The sequence below is a fragment of the Nocardia seriolae NBRC 15557 genome, assembly GCF_007990715.1.
Lineage (GTDB): Bacteria > Actinomycetota > Actinomycetes > Mycobacteriales > Mycobacteriaceae > Nocardia > Nocardia seriolae.
Genome location: NZ_BJWY01000118.1, coordinates 1 through 24,141, shown reverse-complemented (window position 1 = coordinate 24,141; position 24,141 = coordinate 1). Strand labels below are relative to the sequence as shown.

The 24,141-nt window shown below is 68.5% G+C and carries 24 protein-coding genes and 2 pseudogenes; 16 read left to right on the top strand and 10 right to left on the bottom strand.

Translation table 11 applies throughout. The annotated features are described in order from the left end of the window. Positions 1-5: 5 nt before the first annotated feature. Positions 6-497, bottom strand: a complete 492-nt coding sequence (locus tag NS2_RS28235; protein ID WP_033090412.1) for a YflT domain-containing protein — start codon at positions 495-497, stop codon at positions 6-8. Positions 498-509: 12 nt separating this feature from the next. Further along, the gene (locus NS2_RS28230) at positions 510-1,466 is read right to left on the bottom strand and encodes an HpcH/HpaI aldolase/citrate lyase family protein (RefSeq protein ID WP_033090413.1); all 957 of its coding nucleotides are present in this window, start codon (positions 1,464-1,466) and stop codon (positions 510-512) included. 136 nt (positions 1,467-1,602) lie between these two features. Between NS2_RS28230 and NS2_RS28225 the strand changes: the two genes are divergently transcribed. The 9 genes and pseudogenes from NS2_RS28225 (at position 1,603) to NS2_RS28185 (ending at position 10,006) form a co-directional block, all read left to right on the top strand. Next, positions 1,603-2,928, top strand: a complete 1,326-nt coding sequence (locus NS2_RS28225; RefSeq protein ID WP_033090414.1) for a magnesium transporter MgtE N-terminal domain-containing protein — start codon at positions 1,603-1,605, stop codon at positions 2,926-2,928. After that, on the top strand, positions 2,925-3,512 hold the full coding sequence (locus NS2_RS28220; RefSeq protein WP_033090415.1) for a DUF1003 domain-containing protein: 588 nt from the start codon (positions 2,925-2,927) through the stop codon (positions 3,510-3,512). The genes NS2_RS28225 and NS2_RS28220 overlap by 4 nt, the downstream gene beginning before the upstream one ends. A gap of 156 nt (positions 3,513-3,668) precedes the next feature. Then, positions 3,669-5,087, top strand: a complete 1,419-nt coding sequence (locus NS2_RS28215; protein WP_231992935.1) for a lytic transglycosylase domain-containing protein — start codon at positions 3,669-3,671, stop codon at positions 5,085-5,087. A gap of 176 nt (positions 5,088-5,263) precedes the next feature. Then, a complete protein-coding gene (locus tag NS2_RS28210; RefSeq protein WP_033090417.1) occupies positions 5,264-6,127 on the top strand; it encodes a lytic transglycosylase domain-containing protein in 864 nt (287 codons plus the stop codon). A 32-nt stretch (positions 6,128-6,159) separates the two neighbouring features. Continuing rightward, entirely contained in the window at positions 6,160-7,296 is a 1,137-nt protein-coding gene (locus NS2_RS28205) for an Mrp/NBP35 family ATP-binding protein (RefSeq protein WP_033090418.1), read from the top strand. Between the two features lie 158 nt (positions 7,297-7,454). Further along, positions 7,455-7,769 (top strand): annotated as a pseudogene (locus NS2_RS28200) (DivIVA domain-containing protein); the annotation flags it as partial. A gap of 137 nt (positions 7,770-7,906) precedes the next feature. Beyond that, complete coding sequence (locus NS2_RS28195) at positions 7,907-8,479, top strand: DNA-3-methyladenine glycosylase I (protein WP_033090420.1); 573 nt, start codon at positions 7,907-7,909, stop codon at positions 8,477-8,479. 165 nt (positions 8,480-8,644) lie between these two features. Next, on the top strand, positions 8,645-8,812 hold the full coding sequence (locus NS2_RS28190; RefSeq protein ID WP_071343635.1) for a DUF3117 domain-containing protein: 168 nt from the start codon (positions 8,645-8,647) through the stop codon (positions 8,810-8,812). A 21-nt stretch (positions 8,813-8,833) separates the two neighbouring features. Further along, the gene (locus NS2_RS28185) at positions 8,834-10,006 is read left to right on the top strand and encodes a methyltransferase domain-containing protein (protein WP_327128467.1); all 1,173 of its coding nucleotides are present in this window, start codon (positions 8,834-8,836) and stop codon (positions 10,004-10,006) included. Here the strand turns inward: NS2_RS28185 and NS2_RS28180 are convergent. Then, the gene (locus NS2_RS28180) at positions 9,991-10,887 is read right to left on the bottom strand and encodes a LysR family transcriptional regulator (protein WP_036548486.1); all 897 of its coding nucleotides are present in this window, start codon (positions 10,885-10,887) and stop codon (positions 9,991-9,993) included. The genes NS2_RS28185 and NS2_RS28180 overlap by 16 nt on opposite strands. A 69-nt stretch (positions 10,888-10,956) precedes the next feature. Here NS2_RS28180 and NS2_RS28175 point away from each other — a divergent pair, with 69 nt between their 5' ends. Then, positions 10,957-11,463, top strand: a complete 507-nt coding sequence (locus NS2_RS28175) for a GNAT family N-acetyltransferase (RefSeq protein ID WP_197707866.1) — start codon at positions 10,957-10,959, stop codon at positions 11,461-11,463. On the opposite strand, the gene glgA is transcribed toward NS2_RS28175, so the two are convergent. Further along, positions 11,460-12,629, bottom strand: a complete 1,170-nt coding sequence (glgA, locus tag NS2_RS28170) for a glycogen synthase (protein ID WP_033090432.1) — start codon at positions 12,627-12,629, stop codon at positions 11,460-11,462. The two genes, NS2_RS28175 and glgA, sit on opposite strands and share 4 nt — an antisense overlap. Positions 12,630-12,893: 264 nt before the next feature. Between glgA and glgC the strand changes: the two genes are divergently transcribed. Both glgC and NS2_RS28160 read left to right on the top strand, forming a co-directional pair. Further along, positions 12,894-14,108 (top strand): glucose-1-phosphate adenylyltransferase, encoded by a 1,215-nt coding sequence (gene glgC, locus NS2_RS28165; protein ID WP_033090423.1) that lies wholly within the window; start codon positions 12,894-12,896, stop codon positions 14,106-14,108. A 96-nt stretch (positions 14,109-14,204) separates the two neighbouring features. Continuing rightward, complete coding sequence (locus NS2_RS28160; RefSeq protein WP_052086907.1) at positions 14,205-15,386, top strand: DUF7373 family lipoprotein; 1,182 nt, start codon at positions 14,205-14,207, stop codon at positions 15,384-15,386. 43 nt (positions 15,387-15,429) lie between these two features. Here NS2_RS28160 and NS2_RS28155 read toward each other — a convergent pair whose 3' ends face one another. The 6 genes and pseudogenes from NS2_RS28155 to NS2_RS28130 all read right to left on the bottom strand — a co-directional run bounded on the left by NS2_RS28155 (position 15,430) and on the right by NS2_RS28130 (position 20,722). Beyond that, positions 15,430-15,924: a hypothetical protein gene (locus tag NS2_RS28155; protein ID WP_143837602.1), complete on the bottom strand. Its 495-nt coding sequence runs from the start codon at positions 15,922-15,924 to the stop codon at positions 15,430-15,432. Positions 15,925-16,005: 81 nt separating this feature from the next. Beyond that, complete coding sequence (locus NS2_RS28150) at positions 16,006-16,224, bottom strand: hypothetical protein (protein WP_033090426.1); 219 nt, start codon at positions 16,222-16,224, stop codon at positions 16,006-16,008. A 419-nt stretch (positions 16,225-16,643) separates the two neighbouring features. Beyond that, a pseudogene (locus NS2_RS28145) lies at positions 16,644-18,302 on the bottom strand (ABC transporter permease). Then, positions 18,299-19,255, bottom strand: coding sequence for an ABC transporter ATP-binding protein (locus NS2_RS28140; RefSeq protein ID WP_147207343.1), 957 nt, complete (start codon positions 19,253-19,255; stop codon positions 18,299-18,301). Before NS2_RS28140 ends, NS2_RS28145 begins: the two are co-directional and overlap by 4 nt. A 33-nt stretch (positions 19,256-19,288) precedes the next feature. Next, a complete protein-coding gene (locus NS2_RS28135; protein ID WP_033090428.1) occupies positions 19,289-19,924 on the bottom strand; it encodes a TetR/AcrR family transcriptional regulator in 636 nt (211 codons plus the stop codon). A 150-nt stretch (positions 19,925-20,074) separates the two neighbouring features. Further along, a complete protein-coding gene (locus NS2_RS28130; RefSeq protein WP_045439218.1) occupies positions 20,075-20,722 on the bottom strand; it encodes an O-methyltransferase in 648 nt (215 codons plus the stop codon). Between the two features lie 234 nt (positions 20,723-20,956). Between NS2_RS28130 and sigE the strand changes: the two genes are divergently transcribed. From sigE to tatB, 4 genes are all read left to right on the top strand, one after another. Further along, positions 20,957-21,643, top strand: coding sequence for an RNA polymerase sigma factor SigE (sigE, locus tag NS2_RS28125; protein ID WP_081986250.1), 687 nt, complete (start codon positions 20,957-20,959; stop codon positions 21,641-21,643). 54 nt (positions 21,644-21,697) lie between these two features. Continuing rightward, positions 21,698-22,036, top strand: a complete 339-nt coding sequence (locus NS2_RS28120; protein WP_033090429.1) for a hypothetical protein — start codon at positions 21,698-21,700, stop codon at positions 22,034-22,036. Between the two features lie 10 nt (positions 22,037-22,046). Further along, the gene (locus NS2_RS28115) at positions 22,047-23,618 is read left to right on the top strand and encodes a S1C family serine protease (protein ID WP_045439221.1); all 1,572 of its coding nucleotides are present in this window, start codon (positions 22,047-22,049) and stop codon (positions 23,616-23,618) included. Positions 23,619-23,688: 70 nt separating this feature from the next. After that, entirely contained in the window at positions 23,689-24,126 is a 438-nt protein-coding gene (tatB, locus tag NS2_RS28110; RefSeq protein WP_033090430.1) for a Sec-independent protein translocase protein TatB, read from the top strand. The last annotated feature ends 15 nt before the right edge of the window (positions 24,127-24,141 follow it).

The following is a 24,141-nucleotide window of genomic DNA, read 5'->3' as shown; positions in this document are numbered from 1 at the left end:
GGACACTAGATGGCCAGCCTGGCCAGCATGTCCCGCGCCTGCTCGGCGGTCTTGGGATCGCACAGCACGTCGTAGCGCCCGGCCACCAGCTGCATGGTGGAGGCGAAGTCGCGCTGACCGCGGGTGGCCGCGTACGGGATGGTCGCGGAGATGAGGCCGAAGATGATGCCGCCGATCAGGCCCACCGCGAGCGGGCCGATGGCCCCGCCCGAGGTGAACATGCTCAGCAGCAGACCCAGGAAAAGGCCCAGCCAGGCGCCCGAAACCATGCCGCCGCCGATGACTTTGCCCCAGGTCAGCCGGTACAGCACGCGCTCGACCTGCATCAGGTCGACACCGACGATGGTCACGCCCTCCACCGGGAACTGATTGTCGGCCAGGAAGTCGACGGCCCGCTGCGCCTCCGCATAGGTCGGGTAGGAGCCGATCGGCCAGCCCGACGGTGGCGTCGGTAGGCCCGGGCGGCCCCGGTTCGCATTCCCCAAGGGATTCGTCATGACTCCATCATGCTATTTCGCGTCCACAGTCGGGGCTTCGAAACGCGTGGTACGCGCCATTCCCGCGGCCCGGCCTTTATCAGCGATGACCTGAGCCATTTTCGCGCTGGCCTCGTCGATCATCTCGTCGCCCAGCATGACCGCGCCCCGCGCGCCGCCGCCGACCGAGGTGTGGAAGGCGTACGCGTCGAGGATCTCCTCGGCCCGGTCGTAGTCGGCCTGGCGCGGGCTGAAGATCTCGTTGCAGGCGGTGATCTGGTCCGGGTGCAGCACCCACTTGCCGTCGAAACCCAGTGCGGCCGTGCGGGATGCGTTGCGGCGGAAACCGTCGAGATCGCGGACCGCCAGGTAGGGCCCGTCGATGGCCTGCAACCCGTGGGCGCGCGCGGCCAGCAGGATGGTCATGTAGATGTGGTGGTAGGCGTCGCCCGGCGCGTAGCCCTCGGGCTGCTCGCCGACCACCAGCGTGCGCATATTGATCGAGGCCATGAAGTCCGCGGGCCCGAACACCAGGGTCTGCACCCGCGGGCTCGCGGTGGCGATGGCGTCGATATTGCGCAGCCCCAGCGCGTTCTCGATCTGCGGCTCGATCCCGATCCGCCCGACCGGCAGCCCGTTGGCCTTCTCCAGCTGGGTCAGCAGCAGATCCAGGGCCTGCACCTGCCCGGCGTCGGTCGCCTTGGGCAGCACGATGGCGTCCAGCTCCGAGCCCGCGCCCTCGACCACCGTGATCACGTCGGCGTAGGTGTACTCGGTGCTCCAGTCATTCACCCGCACCACGCGGATCTGCCCGCCCCAGCCGCCCGAGTTCAGCGCCGCCACGATATTGGCCCGGGCCGCCGCCTTGGCCGCCGGCGCGACCGCGTCCTCGAGGTCCAGGAACACCTCGTCGGCGGGCAATCCCTTGGCCTTCTCGATCATGCGCGGGTTACTACCCGGCACAGCCAGCACCGATCGCCGTGATGTCATGGCTCACTCCTTGTCATTTTCAGCGCGCTCGGGGCCCCTACGTGGTTACGCAAGCTGCCTCCTTCGGGGCCTGACCGATCACGCTGACACGTGGCGCGACAATTCGGACGCGCTCGACCCACTAGCCTTACCAAACATGGCAGCGACGAGGGTTTTCGCCGCCCGGTTGGCGGGCTTGGTGGTATTGGGACCGGACGGCGAGTCTATCGGCCGCCTCCGCGACATCGTGATCTCGATACGTTACGACCGTCAGCAACCCCGGGTCCTGGGCATTCTCGTCGAACTGCCCACCCGGAAGCGGATTTTCGTGCCCATGCTGCGGGTGCAGTCCATCGAGCCCGGCGCCATCGCCCTCACCACCGGCACCATCAGTGTGCGCCGCTTCGAGCAGCGCCCCGGCGAATTGCTGGCCGTCGCGCAGATTCTCGATTCCACCGTCCGTGTCGCCGATCCGGAGCTGCCCCAGCTGCTGGGCGTGGACGTGGTGGTGGTCGACCTGGGCATCGAGCAGGGCCGCACCCGAGCCTGGATGATCTCCCGGGTCGCCGTGCGCGAACGCCGCCGCCTCACCGTCGGTTTCGGCCGCCGCGGGGCGGTGCACGTGGTCGACTGGGCGCAGGTGCGCGGCCTGACCCAGACCGAGCTCAATATGCCCGGCCAGGACGTCACCCAGCTGCTCGAGCAGTTCGAGGGCATGCGACCCGCCGATGTCGCGCACATGCTGCGCGAGCTGCCGGGCAAGCGCCGCATCGAGGTCGCCGCCGCCTTCGATGACGAGCGACTCGCCGACGTGGTGCAGGAGCTGCCCGAGAACGACCAGGTGGAACTGCTCGAACAGCTCGGCGTGGAACGCGCCGCCGACCTGCTCGAGGCCATGGACCCCGACGACGCGGCCGACCTGCTGGGCGAGCTGCCCGCGGGCGAGGCGGAATCGCTACTGGCGCTGATGGATCCGGAGGACTCCGAGCCGGTGCGCCGGCTGCTCGAGCACGCCCCCTACACCGCCGGTGGTCTGATGACCCCGGACGCGATCGTGCTGACCGCCTCCACCACGGTCGCCGAGGCGCTGGCCCGCATTCGCGATCCCGAGCTCACCCCGGCCCTGGCCACCATGGCGTTCGTGGTGCGCCCGCCCACCGCCACACCGACCGGTCGTTATCTGGGCTGCGTGCACTTCCAGCAGCTGCTGCGGGAACCCCCGGCCAACCTCGTCGGCGGCATCGTCGACACCGATCTGGTGCAGCTGCGCCCCGACGCGCCGCTCACCGCGGTGACTCGATATTTCGCCACCTACAACCTGGTGTGCGGGCCGGTGGTGGATGCGGAGAATCATCTACTGGGTGCGGTCACCGTCGATGACGTGCTCGACCACCTGCTCCCCGAGGACTGGCGCGAGCAGGACGAAGACCATCACGACGTACACGGCGTGCCCGTGATCGAGGGGACGGGAGGCCGCTCATGAGCGAACGGCTCGAAAAGACCAGTGCCCGCCAGCGCCTGGAGACCCCGGTCGAGTCCCGCTTCCGCGGCTTGGACTGGGACGCCGAGGCAATGGCGCGCACCAGCGAGAACATCGCGCGCTTTCTGGGCACCGGCCGCTACCTGGTGATCCAGACCGTGATCGTCATCGTGTGGATCCTGCTCAATGTCTTCGCCCTGCGCCTGCAGTGGGACCCCTACCCCTTCATCCTGCTGAACCTGGCGTTCTCCACCCAGGCCGCCTACGCCGCGCCGCTCATCCTGCTCGCGCAGAACCGGCAGGACAATCGCGACCGGGTCTCGCTGGAGGAGGACCGCAGCCGAGCGGCCCAGACGAAGGCCGATACCGAATTCCTGGCCCGCGAACTGGCGTCGCTGCGCCTGGCCGTCGGCGAGGTCGCCACGCGCGACTACGTGCGCCGGGAACTGGACGACATCAAGGAATCCCTGCTCAGATTGGAGAAGCTGGCTGTCGACGGCGAGGTCGTCAAGGCCAAGAAAGCAAAGAAGAGTACCGACCGGAAGACCCCCGGGGTCGCAAATTTGGCACAAAATGATGGCGACTGACCACAGAAGTTGTACCGAAGTAGCTGACTCATGGGTAACCTGGATCACGTTGTTCCGAGCGACCGACCCAGACACTGCCGCAGTTTGAGTGTCACCACCGGGAACCGGCCGCACGACTGAGGGGATTGTGTGGTGGCGAAGAGAATATCTGCTCCGGTGACAGCGTCGGCGCTGTTGATAGCGGGCCTGGTCACCGCCGGTTCGACCACCAATACGACCGTTCACGTCGCCGCCCCGCAGGCCGCCCCGGACGCCCTGCTGGCGGCCGCCGCCGCTCACAACGCGAGCGTGAGCAGCCCGGTCGAAACCCCCTCGGATCGGACCGTCGGCCTGGTTCCGGCGGCTCCGGAGGCCCCCCGCAAACTCAGCGCAATGACCCCGCCCGCGGACGGCGTCCCGCTCTTCGGCGGCACCGTCCCGCTGCGGGACATCGCGCTGCCCGGCGGCAACGGCGTGCTCGGCATTCCGGAGATCGTGCTGGCCGCCTACCGCAATGCGGAACTGGCGTTGCAGTCCTCGGACCCGAACTGCCACCTGCCCTGGTACCTGCTGGCCGGCATCGGCCGCATCGAGTCCAATCACGCCGACAACGGCCGCACCGATACCGCGGGCACCACGGTCACCCCGATCTACGGCCCGGCCCTGGACAGCACGCTGCCCGGCAACGAGATCATCAAGGCCGCCGACGGCAACTACGTGCGCGCCATCGGGCCCATGCAGTTCCTGCCCAGCACCTGGTCGGTGTATGCCGCCAATGGAAAGGGCAGCGGCACTCCGGATCCCAACAATGTCTTCGACGCCGCGCTGGCGGCGGGCAAGTACCTGTGCTCGGGCGGCATGGATCTGGCCGATCCGGCCCAGCAGCTGCGCGCCGTGCTGCGCTACAACAATTCGGTCGCCTACGCGGCCAATGTGCTCAGCTGGGCCAATGCCTACCGGACCGGCGGCACCCCGCAGCAGGTGACCATCTCGCCGGATCTGGTTGGCAACAACTACGTTCCGGTCAGCGGCCCGGACATCATCGTCGCCTCCACCACCATTCCGGCGACCACCGACACCGAGACCACGCAGCAGCCGGTCGCCACCACGCCGACCCCGACCCAGGTGATGATCACCATCCCGGGCCTGCCGCCGATCCCCTGCGGCATCTTCTGCCCGGCCCCGGTGGTGCCCGCCAATCCCTGTGAGCAGGTGACGGTTCCGGCTCAGCAGCTGCCCGAGAGCGGTGAGCCCGGCCAGCAGGTGCTCGGGTCCGACGGCAAGCCGATCCTGGCCACCAATGGCCAGCCGCTCGTCTTCGGCCCCGACGGCAAGCCGGTCGTCAAGGACACCGGTTGCAGCGTGCAGGCGGGGCAACAGGATCCGAACAAGCCGCAGGACCAGCCGCAGCAGGCCGTCCAGCAACCGCAGGATCAGCAAACCGTCACCCCGACCAAGACGCCCGAGGCCGAGCCCATGGCCCCGGCCGACACCGCGCCGGACACGGTCGAGACCACCACGCCCGCACCGGGTATCACGCTGCCGTTCGGCATCACCATCCCGCTTCCGGCCCCGGCTCCCGCGCCCGCTCCGTAACGAATGTGTGAGTTGCGAGTTTCGGAACGGGGCTCCGAAACTCGCTTCTGACAAGGGATTCCTTCAAAACCTGAGAGTTGGTCACGAAGGGGTAACAGGAAGGTCTCGGATAAGGTAACGTGGCCTTCACTGCATTCACCCCGGTATCAACCGATGGCATGGAGGGTCACCACACAGTGGGTCGTCACCGCACGCCCCAGGTCCCGAAGGTTCGCCGCGGATCGGTCATCGCCTTGACCGGATTGGTACCCGCAGGTCTCGCCGCAGTTACCGGCGCGGGCGATGGGCACATCACAGACAAGCTCGCGGACACCGTCCAGCAACAGCTGTCCGACGGCGAGGAACAACTACCCAGACCCGAGGCGGCCGCACCCGCCGCCGCCCCCGAACCACTGCTGCACGAGGCCAAACAGGTTGCGCCCGTTGGCCCCCCACAGGTGAAGTCGGTCGCCCAGCCCGAAGGCCGGGTGCCCTCCGCGCGTCCCGCCGGTCCGCTCGGCATGCCGGGCGTGGCCTACGACGCCTATCAGAACGCGGAACGCATTCTGGCCGTGGAGAATCCGGGCTGCAATATCTCGTGGAACCTGCTGGCCGGTATCGGCCGGGTCGAATCCACCCACGGCTTCGGCAAAATCGACGACAACGGGTATCCGCTGCAGAACGTCTACGGCCCGGTCCTGGACGGAAGCCTCTACGGCAACAACGTGATCGCCACCTCCGACGGCGGCGACCTGGACGGTCTGTCCGGCAGCTACCGCCGCGCCGTGGGCCCCATGCAGTTCCTGCCCGAGACCTGGCGCAAGTACGCGGCCGACGGCAATGGCGACGGCATCGCCGATCCGCAGAACATCTACGACGCCACGCTCACCGCGGGCAAGTACCTCTGCGAGGGCGGCCTCGACATGCGCGATCCCGGCCAGCAGACCCGGGCCATCCTCCGCTACAACAACTCCATGGCCTACGTCGCCAATGTGATGGCGTGGGAGACCGCATACGGCTCCGGCGTCTCCCCTTCGGCCGCGGCTCTCCCCCGCATCTGAGGCCCCCCGCGGGCGTCCCTAGACTCGGTGCCATGCCAGTGGTTACGGAATCGGATGTGCGGGGCGCGCTCGCGAAGGTGAACGACCCGGAGATCCGGAAGCCGATCACCGAGCTGGGCATGGTGAAGAGCGTCGAAGTCGGCGCGGATAGCAGTGTCCACGTTGTGATCTACCTGACGACATCGGCCTGCCCGATGAAAACCGCCATCCAGGAACGGGTCACGAAGGCCGTGGCCGACGTGGCCGGGGTCGGCGCGATCACGGTCGCGCTGGATGTCATGAACGACGAGCAGCGCACCGAACTGCGCCGCAAGCTGCGCGGCGACGCCGCCGAACCGGTCATCCCGTTCGCCCAGCCCGGCTCGCTCACCCGCGTCTACGCGGTCGCCTCCGGCAAGGGCGGCGTCGGAAAGTCCTCAGTCACCGTGAATCTCGCGACCGCCATGGCCGCCACGGGCCTGTCGGTCGGCGTGCTCGACGCCGACATCTACGGCCACTCCGTCCCGCGCATGCTGGGCACCGATCAGCGCCCCACCCAGGTCGAGCGCATGATCATGCCGCCCATCGCGCACGACGTGAAGGTCATCTCGATCTCCATGTTCACCCAGGGCAACACGCCGGTGGTGTGGCGCGGCCCGATGCTGCACCGCGCACTGCAGCAGTTCCTCGCCGACGTCTTCTGGGGCGACCTCGACATCCTGCTGCTGGACCTGCCGCCGGGCACCGGCGACGTGGCCATCTCGCTGGCCCAGCTCATCCCCAATGCCGAGATCCTGGTGGTGACCACCCCGCAGCTGGCCGCCGCCGAGGTCGCCGAGCGCGCGGGCTCGATCGCCCTGCAGACCCGCCAGCGCATCGCCGGCGTCATCGAGAACATGTCCTGGCTGGACCTGCCCGACGGCACCCGCATGGAGCTCTACGGCTCCGGCGGCGGCCAGACCGTGGCCGACAACCTGACCCGCGCCATCGGCGCGAATGTCCCCCTGCTGGGCCAGATCCCGATCGAACAGGGCCTGCGCGAGGCGGGCGACGAGGGCACCCCCATCGTCCTGCGCGCCCCCGAGAGCGCCTCCGGCAAGGCCCTCCTGGAAATCTCCGACAAACTCGCCGTCCGCCGCCGCGGCCTGGCAGGCATGTCCCTCTCCATCGACACCACCCGCCACCTGTAGCAACCAAGATCAGGGAGCTGTCAGCGCGGAATTTCGTCCGAATTCCCGCACCGACAGCTCCCTGATCTTGTTCCCCTTGCGGGAGCACGGAATTCGAGGGCGAGATTCCGCTGGGGCACGGGCGGACGCGGGTGGGACCGCCCCCTAAGCTCGACGGCATGCTCACGATGCTGCTGTACGTGCTGATCGTCGGATTGGTCGCCGCGCTGCTGTTCCTGGTGGCCAGTGCGATCTTCGGGCGGTCCGAGGAGCTCGGGCCGCTGCCGGAGGGGACGACCGTCACCGTGCTGCCCGCGTCCGGGATCAGCGGCTGCGATGTGCGCGCGGTGCGCTTCCAGCAGGTGTTCCGCGGCTACAAGGCGGGCGAGGTGGACTGGGCGCTGGCCCGGCTCGCGGCCCGCATCGACGAACTCGAGGGGCAGTTGGCCCGGGCGACCGCCGGGGAGGCTGCCACCGGGCAGCCCGGCACCGCCGAAGCGCCGCAGCCGCGCCGGGTCGTGCCCGGCGAGCCGAACGGTGAGGTTCCCGTGCCGCAGGTGCTGGGTAGCGAATCCGCCGCGCCGAGCGTCCCGACCGCCACCCCGCCCGCCGGTGACGAGCCGGGTGCGCGATGAGCGTGGAATCCGACGGCGACGGGCGGATTCGGTGCGGCTGGTCGGAGGGTTCCCAGCTTTATCGGGATTACCACGATCGCGAGTGGGGACGGCCGCTGCACGGCGATGACGCGCTTTTCGCGCGAATGTGCCTGGAGGCGTTTCAGTCGGGTTTGGCGTGGATCACGATTTTGCGCAAGCGGCCCGCGTTCCGCACGGCATTCGAGGGCTTCGTGATCGGGCGGGTGGCCGAGTTCACCGACGCCGATGTGGAACGCCTCATGGCGGATCCGGGCATTGTTCGCAATCGGGCCAAAATACTGGCCAGCATCCACAATGCGCGGGTTGCTCGCGATCTCGGCGAGAGCCTGGACGCACTGCTCTGGACCTATGCTCCGGCCCCGAGCGAACGACCCCGGGCGCTGTCCGATGTGCCCGCTGTCACAGCCGAATCCACCGCTCTCGCAAAAGAACTCAAGCGGCGCGGGTTCAAATTCGTCGGGCCCACCACCGCCTACGCACTCATGCAGGCCGCGGGGATGGTAGACGATCACATCGCCGATTGCTGGGTGAATGTGAGTACTCGCTGAACGCCACGACGGTCGGTTTTTGGAACTCAGGTACCCGCCCCGATCCGCGATAGGGAAGAATGGGCATGGTGCAGCCCGCCACATACCGGTGGGCTGCCTGGTTGGTGACAACTGGAGTTCCATGAAAGTGCGCAGCAGACCGCGCAGATCTGGAGGGAGCAGAGGATGGCGGCCATGAAGCCCCGCACCGGGGACGGTCCCCTCGAGGCAACCAAGGAAGGGCGTGGAATCGTCATGCGGGTTCCACTCGAGGGTGGCGGGCGTCTGGTCGTCGAGCTCACGCCGGAGGAAGCGGCAGCGCTCGGCAAAGAGCTCACCGAAGTCACCGCGTAACACCCTGACCTGCCTGTGCCGGTGAGCAGCCGCACCGAACCGGTGGACCGGCTCACCGGCGCCTCGGTCGATACCGAAACCCCTCCCCTCGGCCCGGCCGAGCCGCCCCCAGTGGACCGTCTCCTCGCCTGCGCCGATCTTTTGGCCTGCCCACAGTGCGGCCACCTCCTCGCGGCTCCGGTCGCCGACCCCGCCGTCGGCGCCCCTTCCGCCCGCACCCTGCGCTGCCCCCACGGCCACAGCTTCGACCTGGCAAAACAGGGCTACGTAAGCCTCCTCACCGGCGCCTCCAGCAAAATGACCGGCGACACCCCGGCCATGCTCGACGCCCGCGCCGCCTTCCAATCCGCCGGCCACTTCGCCCCGATCGCCGCCGCCCTTGCCGCCGCCGTCGCGACACATCTCCCTCCGGCTGACATCGCCACACCAATATTCGGAGCGGAGTCCCTCCCGGCTGCCACCTCGACCGGCTCCGCGAGTCGGGATGACCCCGCCCCGGCCATATCCGCCGCCCGCCGCCAAGGGTTCCGCCCCGGAATCACAACGCCCGGCGGCTCTGTAGCGGCCGCCTCCGCAGCCCGACTGGCCACAACCCTGCTCGGGCCGGGGCCGGGGCCGGTGGCCGGTGCGGCGGTGCTCGAGATCGGAGCGGGGACGGGGTACTACCTGGCGGCCGTGCTGGATGCGGTAGATGGGGCCCGGGGCATCGCGCTGGATGTGTCGAAGGCGGCGGCGCGGCGGGCCGCGCGGGCGCATGGGCGGGCCGGGGCGGTGCTGGCCGACGCTTGGCGGGGGCTGCCGATTCGGGATGGGGTGCTGGACGCGGTGATCTGCGTGTTCGCGCCGCGCAATGCCGATGAGGTGGCTCGGGTGCTGCGGGAGGACGGGCGGTTCGTTGTGGTGACGCCTACCTCGCGGCATCTGGGTGAGCTGATCGGGCCGCTCGGGATGGTGAGTGTGGATGCGGCCAAGCAGGATCGGCTGGCGGACTCGCTCGGGGAGCGGTTCGAGCTGGTCGGGCGGGAATCGGTCGAGTACACGATGGCGCTCTCGCACCGGGATGTGGCGAATGTGGTCGCCATGGGGCCGTCGGCGTTTCACGCGGCGGAGCAGCGGGCCGAAGGGATTGCGGCGCTGCCCGATCCGATGGCGGTGACCGCCGCGGTGAGTGTGGCGACCTATCGGGTGCGCTGATTCGGGAGCAGTTCCAGGAGGTTGTGGACCAGGGGGCGGTCCTCGTTCTCACGGGTGGCGAGGTAGATCGTGGTGTCGGCGTCGGTGCCGGAGAGCGGGAGGATGCGGGCGGAGGCCGGGGCCGTGAAGGTGGCGCTGCGCGGGGCGATGGTGACGCCGAGGCCCGCGGCCACCAGGTAGAGGATGATCGTCCAGTTGGTGGCTTCCTGGACGACGCGGGGGCGGCGGCCGGATTCCAGGAGCGGGGAGAGGTTCTTTTCGTAGGCGAGTGCGCCTGCGGCGCGGGGGAAGAAGACCAGGGGGTTGTCGGCGAGTTCGGCTCCGGTGATCGAGGAACGCTCGGCCAAGGGGTGGTCGGCGGGCACGATGGCCATGAACGGCTCGGTCATCAGGGGCACGGTCACGGTGCCGGGCTGGTCGTCGGGGTCGCGGACGATGGCCATGTCGAGGGTGCCGGTGGCGAGGCGTTCCATCAGGTGGCTGGTGAAGCCCTCGACCAGGTCCACATCCACGAGGGGGAAGCGGGCGCGGAATTCGCGGACGCCGCGCAGGGGTTCGAGGGGCAGGACCGAGGGGACGAAGCCCAGGTGCAGGGTGCCCTGGCTGCCCTGGCCGATGCGGGTGACCTCGGCCAGGTCGCGTTCGGCGTGGCCGAGCAGGGCGGCGGCGCGCTCGCGCAGCACGGTTCCGGCGGGGGTGAGGGTGACTGTGCGAGAGGTGCGGTCGAACAGCCGCGTGCCGAGCAGGGTTTCCAGGCGCTGGATCTGCTGGGTGAGCGCGGGCTGGGCGATGTGCAGGCGGGCGGCGGCGCGGCCGAAGTGCAGTTCGTCGGCGACGGCCAGGAAATAGCGCAGGTGCCGTAGCTCCACCCCGGGGTTCATAAGTTGATGATATCGATCGCAGCTATCAAGTATTGGACGTTATGGTTCTACGTCGGACATGCTTTTCCGGTGACTCAGCAGACGGAAGCCCGCGCCCCTGAACTCGATTCGATCGTGGTCGCACCCATGGCATCGACCGAGGACGCCCGTGCCTTCAAGGATCTGAACCTGGAGTGGATCGAAGCCTTCTTTTCGATCGAACCCGCCGACCTCGTCACCCTCGACAACCCGCAGGCGATTGTGGACGGAGGCGGGGAGGTGCTGATCGCGCGCCTGGACGGCGTCGCCGTCGGTTGCGTCGCCCTGGTCCAGGAGCATCCGGGAGTCTTCGAACTGTCGAAAATGGCGGTGTCACCGCACACTCGGGGCCGCGGCATCGGCCGGATCGTGCTGGCCGCCGCCCTCGAGCGGGTGCGCGCGCTGGGCGCGCAGGAATTGTTCCTGGCCAGCAATGCCCGCCTGGCCAGCGCCGTGCACCTCTACGAGGCCATGGGTTTCGTGCACGTCCCGCCCTCGGAGTTGCCGCCCAGCCCGTACGACCGGGCCGACGTGTTCATGCGATACCCGCTGAACTAGCCCTTGCGCACCCGGTCGTAGATGCCCGCGGTCTGGGCCGCGATCCGGTTCCAATCGAAGGCGTCGATGGCCCTGGCACGGCCCGCCGTCCCCATCGCGGCGGCCGTGACCGGGTCGGCGGCAACGGCATTCACCGCGCGGGCCAGCGCACGCTCGTACGCCTCGGGCGCGGTCTCGGCATAGTGGACCAGCCGTCCGGTCTCCTCCGGCAGCACCACCTCCGGAATCCCGCCCACATCGGAGGCCACCACCGCGGTCCCGCAGGCCATGGCCTCCAGATTCACGATGCCCAGCGGCTCGTACACCGACGGGCACACGAAAACCGTTGCGGCCGCGAGCACCTGCCGGACCAGCTCGGTGGGCAGCATCTCCTTGATCCAGAACACCCCGTCGCGATCGGCCCGCAGCGCGCGCACCGCCGCGGCCACCTCGGCCTCCATGGCGGGGGTGTCGGCGGCCCCGGCCAGCAGCACCAATTGGATGTCCGGATCCAGATGCCGCGCGGCGGCCAGCAGGTGCGAGACGCCCTTCTGCCGGGTGATACGCCCGACGAACGCCGCGATCGGCCGCCCCTGCGACACCCCGAGCTCGCCGAGCACATCCCGCGAGCCGAGCGCCGGGCCGCCCGGATGCCACACCTCGGCATCGATCCCGTTGTGCACCACGTGGACTTTCGCCGGATCGATATCCGGATAGGCGGCCAGCACATCCGCCCGCATACCCTCGCTCACCGCGATCACCGCGTCGGCGTAGGTCACCGCATTGTGTTCCGACCACGACGAGAGCCGATAACCCCCGCCCAGCTGCTCGGCCTTCCACGGCCGCCGCGGTTCCAGCGAATGCGCGGTCAGCACATGCGGAATTCCGTACAGCTGCGCCGCCAGATGCCCGGCCAGCCCGGTGTACCAGGTATGCGAATGCACCACATCGGAGAACCCGGCCGCATCCGCCATCCGCAACTGCGCCGACATCATCTGCACCGCGGAGTTCGCGGCATAAAGCATCGGATCCGGTTGGTGCACCACCGCATCCGAGCGCGGCACCCCCATACAGTGCACCGTCACGGCGCATAATTGCCGCAGTCTGGGCACCAGTTCGGTGACGTGCACTCCCGCCCCGCCGTACACCTCCGGCGGGTACTCGCGGGTCATCATGGCCACTCGCAGTCCACGAGTTCCGTCCGCACGGTAACTCACCAGTACAAACTAATCGCTCCCGTTCAACGCCACCAATCGCCAGGCCGACACACAAGGTTCGCGGCCGTCTCGATTCTGGACTGACTGGAGCGGGGGAGCGAAGCGGAGGAGCGGAGGGAGGGAAGAATCGAGACTTCGGGGCCGCGAACCCACCCCGGAGCGAAGCGGAGGGGTAATCAAACACGGCATGTGCTGGACATTCCGGGTTGGCCGGGACCCGGTAGTTTCAGGGGTGTGAGGAGCCAGCCGCACGTACTAGGGATCGTGCTCGCCGGTGGCGAGGGCAAGCGACTCTTCCCGCTCACCAAGGACCGCGCCAAGCCCGCGGTCCCGTTCGGCGGCGCGTACCGGCTCATCGATTTCGTGCTGTCCAATCTGGTGAATGCCGGTTACCTGCGGATCTGCGTGCTGACCCAGTACAAGTCGCATTCGCTGGACCGGCACATCTCCCAGACCTGGCGGCTGTCGGGCTTCGGCGGCGAGTACATCACCCCGGTGCCGGCCCAGCAGCGGCTGGGCCCGCGCTGGTACACCGGCAGCGCGGACGCGATCATGCAGTCGCTGAACCTGATCTACGACGAGGACCCCGAGTACATCGTGGTGTTCGGCGCGGACCACGTGTACCGGATGGACCCCGAGCAGATGGTGCAGGCGCACATCGAGTCGGGTGCGGGCGTGACGGTGGCGGGCATCCGGGTGCCGCGCAGCACGGCGAGCTCCTTCGGCTGCATCGATTCCGACGAATCCGGCCGCATCACCGGCTTTCTGGAGAAGCCCGCGCACCCGCCGGGCACCCCCGACGACCCGAACGTCACCTACGCCTCCATGGGCAACTACGTGTTCACCACCAAGGTGCTGGTGGACGCCATCCGGGCCGACGCCGACGACAACGACTCCGACCACGATATGGGCGGCGACATCATTCCGGGCCTGGTGCGCGGCGGCGCGGCCGCGGTCTACGACTTCACCAGCAATGTCGTCCCCGGCGCGACCGACCGCAGCCGCGGCTACTGGCGCGATGTCGGCACCATCGACGCCTTCTACGAGGCGCACATGGATCTGGTGTCGGTGGACCCGATGTTCGACCTCTACAACAAGCACTGGCCGATTCGCGGCGCGGCCGAGAACCTGCCGCCCGCCAAGTTCGGCCGCGGCGGCCTGGCCCAGGAGTCCATCGTGGGCGCGGGCAGCATGCTGTCCGCGGCGACGGTCCGCAATTCGGTGCTGTTCTCGAATGTGCTGGTGGAGGACGGCGCGACGGTGGAGGGCAGCGTGATCATGCCCGGCGCCCGGATCGGCCGCGGCGCGGTCGTGCGCCACGCCATCCTGGACAAGAACGTGGTGGTCTCCGAGGGCGAGATCATCGGCGTGGATCTGGAGCGCGACCGCGATCGCTTCGCGGTGAGCAATGGCGGCGTGGTGACCGTCGGGAAGGGCGTGTGGGTGTAGAACCGCTGGACAGTTCGGCTGTTCACCCCGAAAATTCAAGGGGTCCACCGTGTGGGAGGGAACACCATGAGTCGGAGATCCAGGCGCACAACGGTTATGGCGTCCATCGTGGTGGCGGCCGCCGGACTACTGGCGGCCTGCGGGCAGTCGGGGCATCCGGTGGCGGGTGAAATGGATGTCCGCACACTCGATGTCGGCGGCAACTCGGTCGACCGGTTCCATTACGACACCTCTTCGAACGGCCACGGCGACGTGCTCGAGGGCATCCGCATGGCCGCGGCGGTGGCGCCCACCTCCAAGATCGACCAGAGCCTCAACTACGGCCGCGGCAGCTTCGTGCACACCGAGGTGGCGGATCTGGTGAAGTACGACGGCCTGCCGGACCTGGCCAAACCCATTCTGGAGAGCCACGGCTTCATCGTCGCCTTCTCGGCCAGCGGATCCGACCGGCCGGACCCCCAGGGCAGCGAGCACGCGGACCCGAACGCGAACCAGGTGAGCATGGTGCTCATGCGGTTCGGCAGCGCCGACGCCGCCAAAGCCACCGCCCGGGAGCTGGAGGACAAGGACTTCGCCGTCGCGGCGGCGCAGAACGTGCGACTGACGATCTCGGAGTATCCCGACGCGCTCGCCCACTACCGGCCGGGTGTGAACACCATCGGGGTCCGCATGGCCCGCAAGGACTTCGTGCTCTCCATCTTCGCCACCCGCCCCAGCGCCGACCAGCGCGATCTGCTGAGCCTGGCCAAGCGCACCCTGGATGCCGAGATACCGTCCATCGACGCCTTCCAGGAGACGTCCGCCGACAAGCTCGACACCCTGAGCCCCGACCCCGAGGGCCTGCTCGCCCGCGTCATCACCGACAAGCGCGAGACCGGGCGCGCACCGGATCCGGACACTTTCGCGATCTACCACACGAATTGGATGGTGCACGCGGTGAGCGACCAGGCCCAGCGCAAGGCGCTGCTGGACCGGACGGGCACCGACGCCCTGGGCATGGTCGACGCCAACGAGATCTACCGGGTCCGCGACGCCGCGGCGGGCACGGATCTGATGAACGGCTTCATCACCAGCCTGGGCAGCGACTTCAGCACCGATTCGGCGCCGGACAAGGTGCCGAACTCCCGGTGCGGGCACTGGGTCAACGACCGCTCCGATGACGCCTATCGCTGCTATGTCGGATACCGGCGTTACATGGGCGTCGTATACGCCGGTGATCTCGCGGGCGCGCAGAAGAAGGGCGCGGCCGAGTACGCGCTACTGGCCAACAGCCTGTAGCGAAGTACTTGCGGCTCAGGGCAATTCGGGTCCGGATGCCGGATCAGAACTGGACGGTGTCCGCGTCGAGCAGTCGCCACCCGGCGGGCCGCGCAGGTGGGCGGTGCGTCGCATCGGCACGCGCCGATTCGACTTCGGCACAGCGGTGGCATTCGGAATCGCCTGCTGCCCAGTCGCTTTCATTGCCATCCGGGGTCACCACCGGAAAGGTCCGGGACACCATGTGCCCGGTGCGGGCCAGGCTGCCGCGTGGCGAGCTGTCGTCGCGAAACCGGTAATCCCGAAAACCGAACGGCTGCAACAGCGCCCGCAGGAATGCCGCGCCGTCGGCGGGCAGCACCGTGCGGTTCTCGCCCAGGATGTCGACGCCCTGGTGATACCAGACCCGCGCGACCAGCCCTTCGACCGGATCGACCGCCCGGAAGGTGGCGTGCCCGTCCGCGGCCAGCCGGAATTCGGCAATGCGCCGCCAGCGCCCGGCCTCGCGGAGGTACAACCCGACCACCGCCGGGATCCGCTGCCCCATGGGAACCCCCACTCGTCGAACTATTCCCGTGGAGTATCCGCGCGCCCGGCGCGGAAACCTCGACGGGACCGATCAGTTCGAAAACGGAGCCGATCAGTTCGAAATCCCGGGCGCCGGAGTGCGCGCACCACAGAACGGTTCACACGATCCGACCGTCGGCGGCACGTAATGCGACGCCCCGTCGTCGAATCGGGCCCCGCTCACCAGCAGCAGTACCAGTAGCGCCGCGAAAACGATGAGGCCGAAGAAGATCAGGGTCGGCCACAACCATCCCGCCGGCAGGTGTATTCCGAGCGCCAGCCCCTCGAACATATCCCCCACCTCCTCGCGAAAATCGATCCTCCTACTGGGTTACCACCCACACCCGCCCCGAATCCACCCCTCACCGCTGCCCCTGCGCCGCCCACCCTGCCCGTTCACCGCACCGGCACCGCAGCTGCGAATTCGCTCGCGCCGCCCCGCATTTCACTGCCGACTCGGATTTCACTCCCGCCCCAGGGGTATTCACTCGCACACACACCTACTCTCGCCACATCGCAAACCGATCGGTGCGGTTTGCGGGCGCGCCCCGAACGCCGATCACGACGCGGTCCACCCTCTCCGAGCCGGTCAGCGGGGCCCCGGCGCACCGCGAGATCACTTAGGCGGCAGTGCATTCGGCGCGGTCCCCACCACTACACGGGAACGGCCGCACCGGTGAGCCGGTGCGGCCGTTCGCCGGGGTGTCGCCGTCAGGCGGAGCGGAGGTCGCGGCGGCGGAATGCCATGAGTCCCAACGTGATCAATACCACGTCCAGCACTGTCAGCGCGATCAGCGGGGTGGCGGTGAAGGCCGCGCCGGGCACCTTCGGGGCATGTTCGAAGGGGTTCAGGTCGCGGAACCATTGCGGCGCACCGGACAGCGAGCCCAGCAGGTACACCGCCACGGCCGCGGTGAGCACACCCCACGCCACGCTGGTCCAGCGCGGCAGCAGGCCGAACAGCAGCACCGTGATGGCGGTGAAGGTCCACACGGCGGGCACCTGCACCAGCGCGGCCGCCAGCACCGGCCCGAGCTTGCCGCCCACGTCCCCGGCGGCACGGCCGTAGATCAGCCCGCCGAGCAGGCCCGCCACCGCCATCGCCAGCAGGGGGCCGAACAGCGCGAAGCTCAGATGTGAAGCGGCCCAGCGAGTTCGGGAGACCGCGCCGGTGAGCACGGTTTCGGCGTGCGCGGTGCTCTCCTCGGAGTGCAGCCGCAGCGCCGACGACACCGAGTAGGCGGCCGCGCCCACCGCGACCATGGTGAAGGCGTAGCTGATCAGCGCCTTCTCCAGCGAATCCGAGCCGCCCATGCGGGTGATCAGATCCCGGATGGTCTGACTGGTGCCGAGTTCGTTGCCGATGCCGTGCGTCACGCTGCCGATGAGCAGGCCGTACAGTCCGATGCCCACGGTCCAGGGCAGCAGCGTGCCGCGCTGCAACCGCCAGGCCAGCCCGAGCGGACCGCTCAGCCCCGGCCCGGCCACCAGCGCGCCGGGGCGTTCCGCGATCAGCCCCGCCCCGGTATCCCGGTGCGCCAGTAGGTACTACGCGACCACGGTGAGTACCGCGGTGGCCGCCACGTGCAGCAGCAGCACCGCGAAGTGATCACCGGCGTAGGCCCGCACCTGCAGCGACCAGCCCAGCGGGGACATCCAGGTGAGCGGGCTGGTCGGCCCGGCTCCGGCCCGGACATCGCCGATGACCCGCAGCGTGTAGGTCACGCCCAGCACCGCGAAGGCGAGACCGCGCGCGGTCCGCGCGCTCGCCGACAGCTGCGCGGTCACGGCCGCCACCGAGGCGAACACCATGCCGGACCCGGCCAGCGCCAGCCCGAAGGCCAGCGAACCGGTGCGCGGCACGGAAGTGCCCGTGAGACTCACGAATCCGAGCAGCCCGGTCGCCAGGGCGGCGCCGTAGGCCACGATGAGCGCGGCGGTCAGGCCCGCGAAGCGGCCGACCCGGGTGGAGGCGAGCAGTTCGGTGCGCCCGGTCTCCTCGTCGGCGCGGGTGTGCCGGATGACGGTGAGAATGGTGGCGACGCCGATGAGCGTGAAGAACATTCCCGCTTTCCAGATGGCGGTCGCGCCCAGGCTGCTGTTGTAGACCGGCCCGTACATGGCCAGCTGGGCCGGGCTGGCCAGAATGCTGGCGGCGAAGTTCTGCAGATCGGCGGGCGTGGAGTACACCTTCTCCACGCTCTTGATGTACACGCTGCCCAACGGCAGTGACAGCAGCAGGATCCACAGCGGCAACACGATCCGGTCGCGCCGCAGATACAGTCGCAGCAGCTGCCCGGTTCCGGTGAAATCCGCTGCGAATAAGGGTGATTCGAGCGTCCTAGGCGCGGTCGCGCCGACGGCGGTCATTTCGACACCTTCTCGCCCGCGCCCGCCGGACTCTCACTCCCGTCGGCCGCGGCCCGGCCGTCGAGCGAATAGTGGCGCAGGAACAGCTCTTCCAGCGTCGGCGGCTGACTGACCAGGCTGCGCACCCCGGCGTCACCGAGTACCCGGATCAGCTCGCCCAGGTGCTCACTGTCCACCTGGCAGCGCAGGGTGCTGCCGTCCACGCTGATGTCGTCGACACCGGTAATCCGGCTCAGATCCCCTGGGCTGCCGATCATTTCGGCCGTGATGGCGGTGCGCGAAAGGTGCCGCATCTGCGCCAGGGTCCCGGTCTCCACCGTCCGCCCGGCCCGGATGATGGTCACCCGCTGGCACAGCTTCTCCACCTCGGACAGGATGTGGCTGGACAGCAGCACGGTGGTGCCGCGCGCCACCGCCTCGGCCACGCATTCGCCGAACACCTGCTCCATGAGCGGATCCAGGCCCGAGGTCGGCTCGCCCAGCATGAGCAGCCGGGCATTCGACGAAAACGCCGACACCAGAGCGACTTTCTGCCGATTGCCCTTGGAGTAGGTGCGTGCCTTCTTGCTCGGATCCAGCTCGAAGCGCTGGATCAGCTCGGCGCGGCGATCGGCGTCGATCCCGCCCCGCATGCGCGCCAGCAGGTCGATGGTCTCACCGCCGGACAGCGACGGCCACAGCGTGACATCGCCCGGGACATAGGCGATATCGCGATGCAGCTCGACCGCGTCGGTCCAGGGATCCCGCCCCAGCACCGTGGCCGCACCCGAGGTGCGCGTCAGAATGCCCAGCAGCACCCGGATGGTGGTGGATTTCCCGGAGCCGTTGGGGCCGAGGAAGCCGTGCACCTCACCCTCGGCGACCTCGAGGTCGAGGCCGTCCAAGGCGCGCACCCGCCCGAAGTGCTTGTGCAGGTCCCGGACTTCGATCACCGGGTTGGCAGGGACGTTCATCGAATCTCCTTGGAGGAAAACGACGTTGATGGGTTATTGCTCGGTTTGCGTGGTCAGTGCGTCCAGCGCCGCGGAGTCGGTGAGCATGCCGTGGGTGTAGATCTCGAGCGCGGGCAGCATCATGCGGTCGGCGTATTCGCGCAGGGCCTTGCGATAGTCCATCGGGCCGGGATGCTCGCTCGCGTAGAGCTGTAGGAACAGGATCATGCCGCCGCCGTTGTTGGTGGCGACGAAGCGCGCGGTGGCGGACACGTCACGCATCGGTTTGATGGTTCCGGCCGCGACGCCCGCACGCAGGTATTGCTCGGTATCGGAGACCATGTGCTCGAAGAAGGTGGTCATCAGCGCCCCGCCCCCTTGCAGGCTGCGCATCAGATAGGCCATGCCGGGCGCGAAGTCCTCGATCTCGGCCAGCTGCCGCATGAGCCCGCCCGGCGAGGGGTTCTCGATGTACTCCATCTTCGCGGCCCGCACGGTCTCCCGAACCCAGTCGTCACACGCCTCCCGCAGCCCGTCCTTGGACCCGAAATGGTGATTGACCAGCCCCGGAGAAACCCCGGCCGCCGCCGCGATGGCCCGCACGCCGACCCCGAACCCCTGCTCCCCGAACACGGTGATCGCCGCGTCGCGAATCCGGGCCCGGGTGGTCAGATCGTCGGTTGAACGCATGTTTAATAGATTAAACAGGCGTTCAACCGAGAGGCAAGGGCCATACGGCTCGACTCGCCGGTACTTACGAAATCCGGACCCGCAATCTTGTTGCTCTTGAAGACTTTCCGCGCGCGGACTACCTGCCCGACCGGATCGTTGCCGCGCGGATTATCCGCGCGAGGCACACAGCAAACCGTCTCCGACCGGGATCAACACGCTCGTCAGATCCGGATCCTCGGCAATGGCCCGGGTCGCCGCCCGCACCGCCATGGTCTGCGGATCCCGCTGCGCCGGATCTGGGACCCGGCCCCCGAGTAGCGCGTTGTGCAACAGAATCGCCCCGCCCTCGCGTAGTAACCGCACCGCCTGCATCACGTACTGCGGGTGCTCGAGCGGCGCGGCATCGATGAACACCAGGTCGTAGGCCCCATCGGCCAGGCGCGGCAGCACATCCAGCGCCCGCCCGTTGATTAGCCGGGTCCGGGCCGGTGCGATCTCGGCCGAGCGGAACGCCTCCCGGGCCGCGCGCTGATGCTCGGGCTCGGAGTCGATGGTGGTCAGCGTGCCGTCCTCGCGCATGCCGTCCAGCAGCCACAGCCCGCTCACCCCCGCCCCGGTGCCGACCTCGACCACCGCACGCGCCCCGAGCAATTGGGCGTACATGCTGAGCAGCGCGCCGACCGCCGGCGCGACCGGGGCGGCGCCGAGTTCGACGGCGCGCTCGCGAGCGCCCACGAGGATGTCGTCCTCGGCGACGGATTCCTCCACGTAGGCGAGGTTGCGCTGCAGGTTCTGTGCGGCGGGGGTCTGGCTCACGAAATAGAGGCTAATGGCGATACACCGGTAAGGCGTGGTGGTGACCGACCGGTGTGGCGATTTTTCTCAGGTGTCCCTCAGCCTCCGCATACGGCCGCCTCATCACGACCGACCAGAGTAATGCTCACGCCAGGCCAGCGACCGCGGGCCCGGGATCGGGAACAGCCGATTCAACCGATTGGTTGTCACCGATACCGACGTTCACGGTCCCGAGTAGGAGGTAATCCCATCCACATGGTCGACGCGGCGCGTGAACACGCCAACACTCTGCACCCGCAGACTCAGCCGCTGGACAGCGTTACCACGCTGGACGGTGACTCACTGCTGTCCCCCGACGACGACGCCCTCACCGGGACCGCCGCCTTCGACGCCACCGGTGACCGCTCGGTCATGCCGACCTGGGACGAACTGGTCCGCGAGCACGCCGATCGCGTGTACCGCCTGGCCTACCGCCTCACCGGTGATCCGCAGGACGCCGAGGATCTGACCCAGGAAACCTTCATCCGGGTCTTCCGTTCCCTGCAGAACTACCAGCCCGGCACCTTCGAGGGCTGGCTGCACCGCATCACCACCAACCTGTTCCTGGACATGGTCCGCCGCCGCAACCGCATTCGCATGGAGGCGCTGCCGGAGGACTACGACCGCGTCCCGTCCGAGGGGCCGAACCCGGAGCAGGCCTATCACGACGCGAACCTGGATCCGGATCTGCAGTCCGCGCTGGACTCGCTGGCCCCGGAATTCCGCGCGGCGGTCGTGCTCTGTGACATCGAGGGTCTGTCGTACGAGGAGATCGGCGCGACGCTGGGCGTCAAGCTGGGCACCGTGCGCAGCCGCATCCATCGTGGACGTCAGGCACTGCGTGAGCACCTCGAGCATAATGGGGTGGAGCGGCGTTTCGCCGCCACCGAAAAGGTCGGGTGAGCCGCGGGCCGGCGGGCCCGAGCAGTCTTAATCGTCCAGAAGGGTGTGCAGCGTATGAGTGGCGAGGACCGACCGCACCGTCGTCCCCCGCGTTTCGCCCCCACCGAGCATTTGGCCAGTGAGGCCATCGCCGCCTACGTGGACGGCGAATTGCGGATGAACGCCTATCTGCGTGCCGCCCACCACATTTCCATGTGCCGGGAGTGCGCCGCGGAAGTGGACGCGCAACAGCAGGCGCGCATCGCGCTGCGGCAATCCTCGGATCAGATCTCCGCGCCGTTGAGTCTGCACGACACCCTGAGCCGGATTCCGCGTTCGCTCATCCAGGAATGCGCGAGCAACCGCCAGGATTCGTTCGACAGCAAGCGGTGGACCTCGTGGTGGCGCAAGTAGAGTCCATAGCGTGACCACCGAATCGAAGAACACGGGCCCGGTTCCGGGCGAGGGGCCCGCGCGGAATTCGCCGCTGTCAGGGGAATCCGATTCGGCGGCCGATCGGGGGAACCTGCGGCCGTCCGACGCGCCGGTGCTGGGACCGCGCCCGGTGGTGCGGCCGCACGTCGATACGCATACCGCGCACGCCTTCCGCCGCCCCGGCGGGCAGGCCGGATCGTTCGCCGCGCGAGCGGCCGGGTCGGTGGCGACGGCCGCGCAGGGGGAGCCCGAGATTCGCAATCGTCCGCCGGATTCGGTGCTGGCGGAGGCGTTCGGCCGTCCGGAGGGTTCGGCCGAACTGCTGCAGCGGGATCCGGAGGCGCACGCCGATCAGGCCGCTCCGGCCGCGCCCGCCGATCCCTGGCGGGATCCGAATTCGGCCGCGCGGCTGGGCTTTCCGGCCGTGTCGCGGCCGCAGCCGCAGCCGCCGGCCCTCGGGGCCAAGCTGGGCGCGCGGGAGGTGCTCTTCGGCGGCCGGGTGTCATGGAAGGCGCTGGCGGTGCTGGCCGTCGTCGCGGCCTGCATCGGGCTGCTGGGTGGTTTCGTCGGGGCGTTCGCCGGTTCCTCGGCCTCCGTGCTGACCTCGCGCAAGGTGACGCTGCAGTCCGCGCCCACGGGCGGCGGGGCGCACAACCAGATCACCAAGGTGGTCGATGCCGTCATGCCCGCGGTGGTCACGGTGCGGGCCTGGCTGGGCGACACCGGATCCACCGGTTCGGGTGTGGTGATCGACGGCGCGGGTTACATCGTCACCAACAATCACGTGATCTCGCTGGCCGCCAATGACAAGAACGGCAAGGCCAAGCTGGATGTGGTGTTCTCCGACGGCCAGCGGGTGCCTGCCCAGATCGTGGGCCGCGACACCAAATCCGACCTGGCGGTCCTCAAGGTCGATGTGAAGAACCTGTCGGTCATCCAGCTCGGCAATTCCGGCGACGTGCAGGTCGGTGACGACGTGCTGGCGCTGGGTTCGCCGCTGGGCCTGGAGAAGACGGTCACCTCCGGCATCGTGTCGGCGTTGCACCGGCCGGTGAAGGTGGGTGGCGAGGGCACCGATACCGACGCCACCCTGGACGCCGTGCAGACCGACGCCGCCATCAACCACGGCAACTCCGGTGGCGCGCTGGTGGATATGCAGGGTCGTCTGATCGGCATCAACTCGGCCATCAAGTCCGAGAGCGGCGGTTCGGTGGGTCTGGGCTTCGCGATTCCGGTGGATCAGGTGAAGCGGATCTCGCAGGCGCTGATCCGCGACGGGGTCGTGCATCACCCGCGGCTGGGCGTGAGCGCCAAGACCAAGATCGTCGCCAATGACGTGATGAGCGGTGCGGCGGTGGCCGATGTACAGGCCGGGAGCCCGGCGGCCAAGGCGGGCATCGTCGAGGGCGATGTCATCGTGAAGGTCGGCGACCGGGATGTGGCGGGGCCCGAGGAGCTGACGGTCGCGGTGCAGCAGCACGAGATCGGGCAGACCGTGACCGTGCGCCTGATTCGCGACGGGCGCGAGGTGGATGTCCCCGTCACCCTGGAATCCGACTAATCGGTAAACAATGCTTCAACGCAGGTGCGGCGGCGAAAACGCCGTAAACGGACAAAGGTAGCCTGGATCCGTGTTCAGCAATATTGGCTGGGGCGAGATGCTCATCTTGCTCGTCGCCGCACTTGTCATTCTCGGCCCGGAGCGACTGCCCGGTGCCGTTCGCTGGACCGCGCACGCGTTGAAGCAGGCGCGCGATTACGCCACCGGGGCGACGCAGCAATTGCGCAATGAGCTGGGTCCGGAATTCGACGAGATCCGGAAACCGTTGGAGCAGTTGAACGAACTGCGCAGTATGAATCCGCGCTCGCTGGTGACGAAGCACCTGCTCGACGGGGACGATTCGATCCTGAACAGTTTCAATGACCTGACCAATTTCGACAAGCCGGTCAGCTCCCCCAGCAGCGGAAACGGTTCCACCAACACCGGATCCGGCCCGATTTCGATGTCCAAGGAACAGAAACCGCTGGAGCGCAACGAGCGTCCGCCGGTGGACCCGGACGCCACCTGAGATCGAACTAGTACT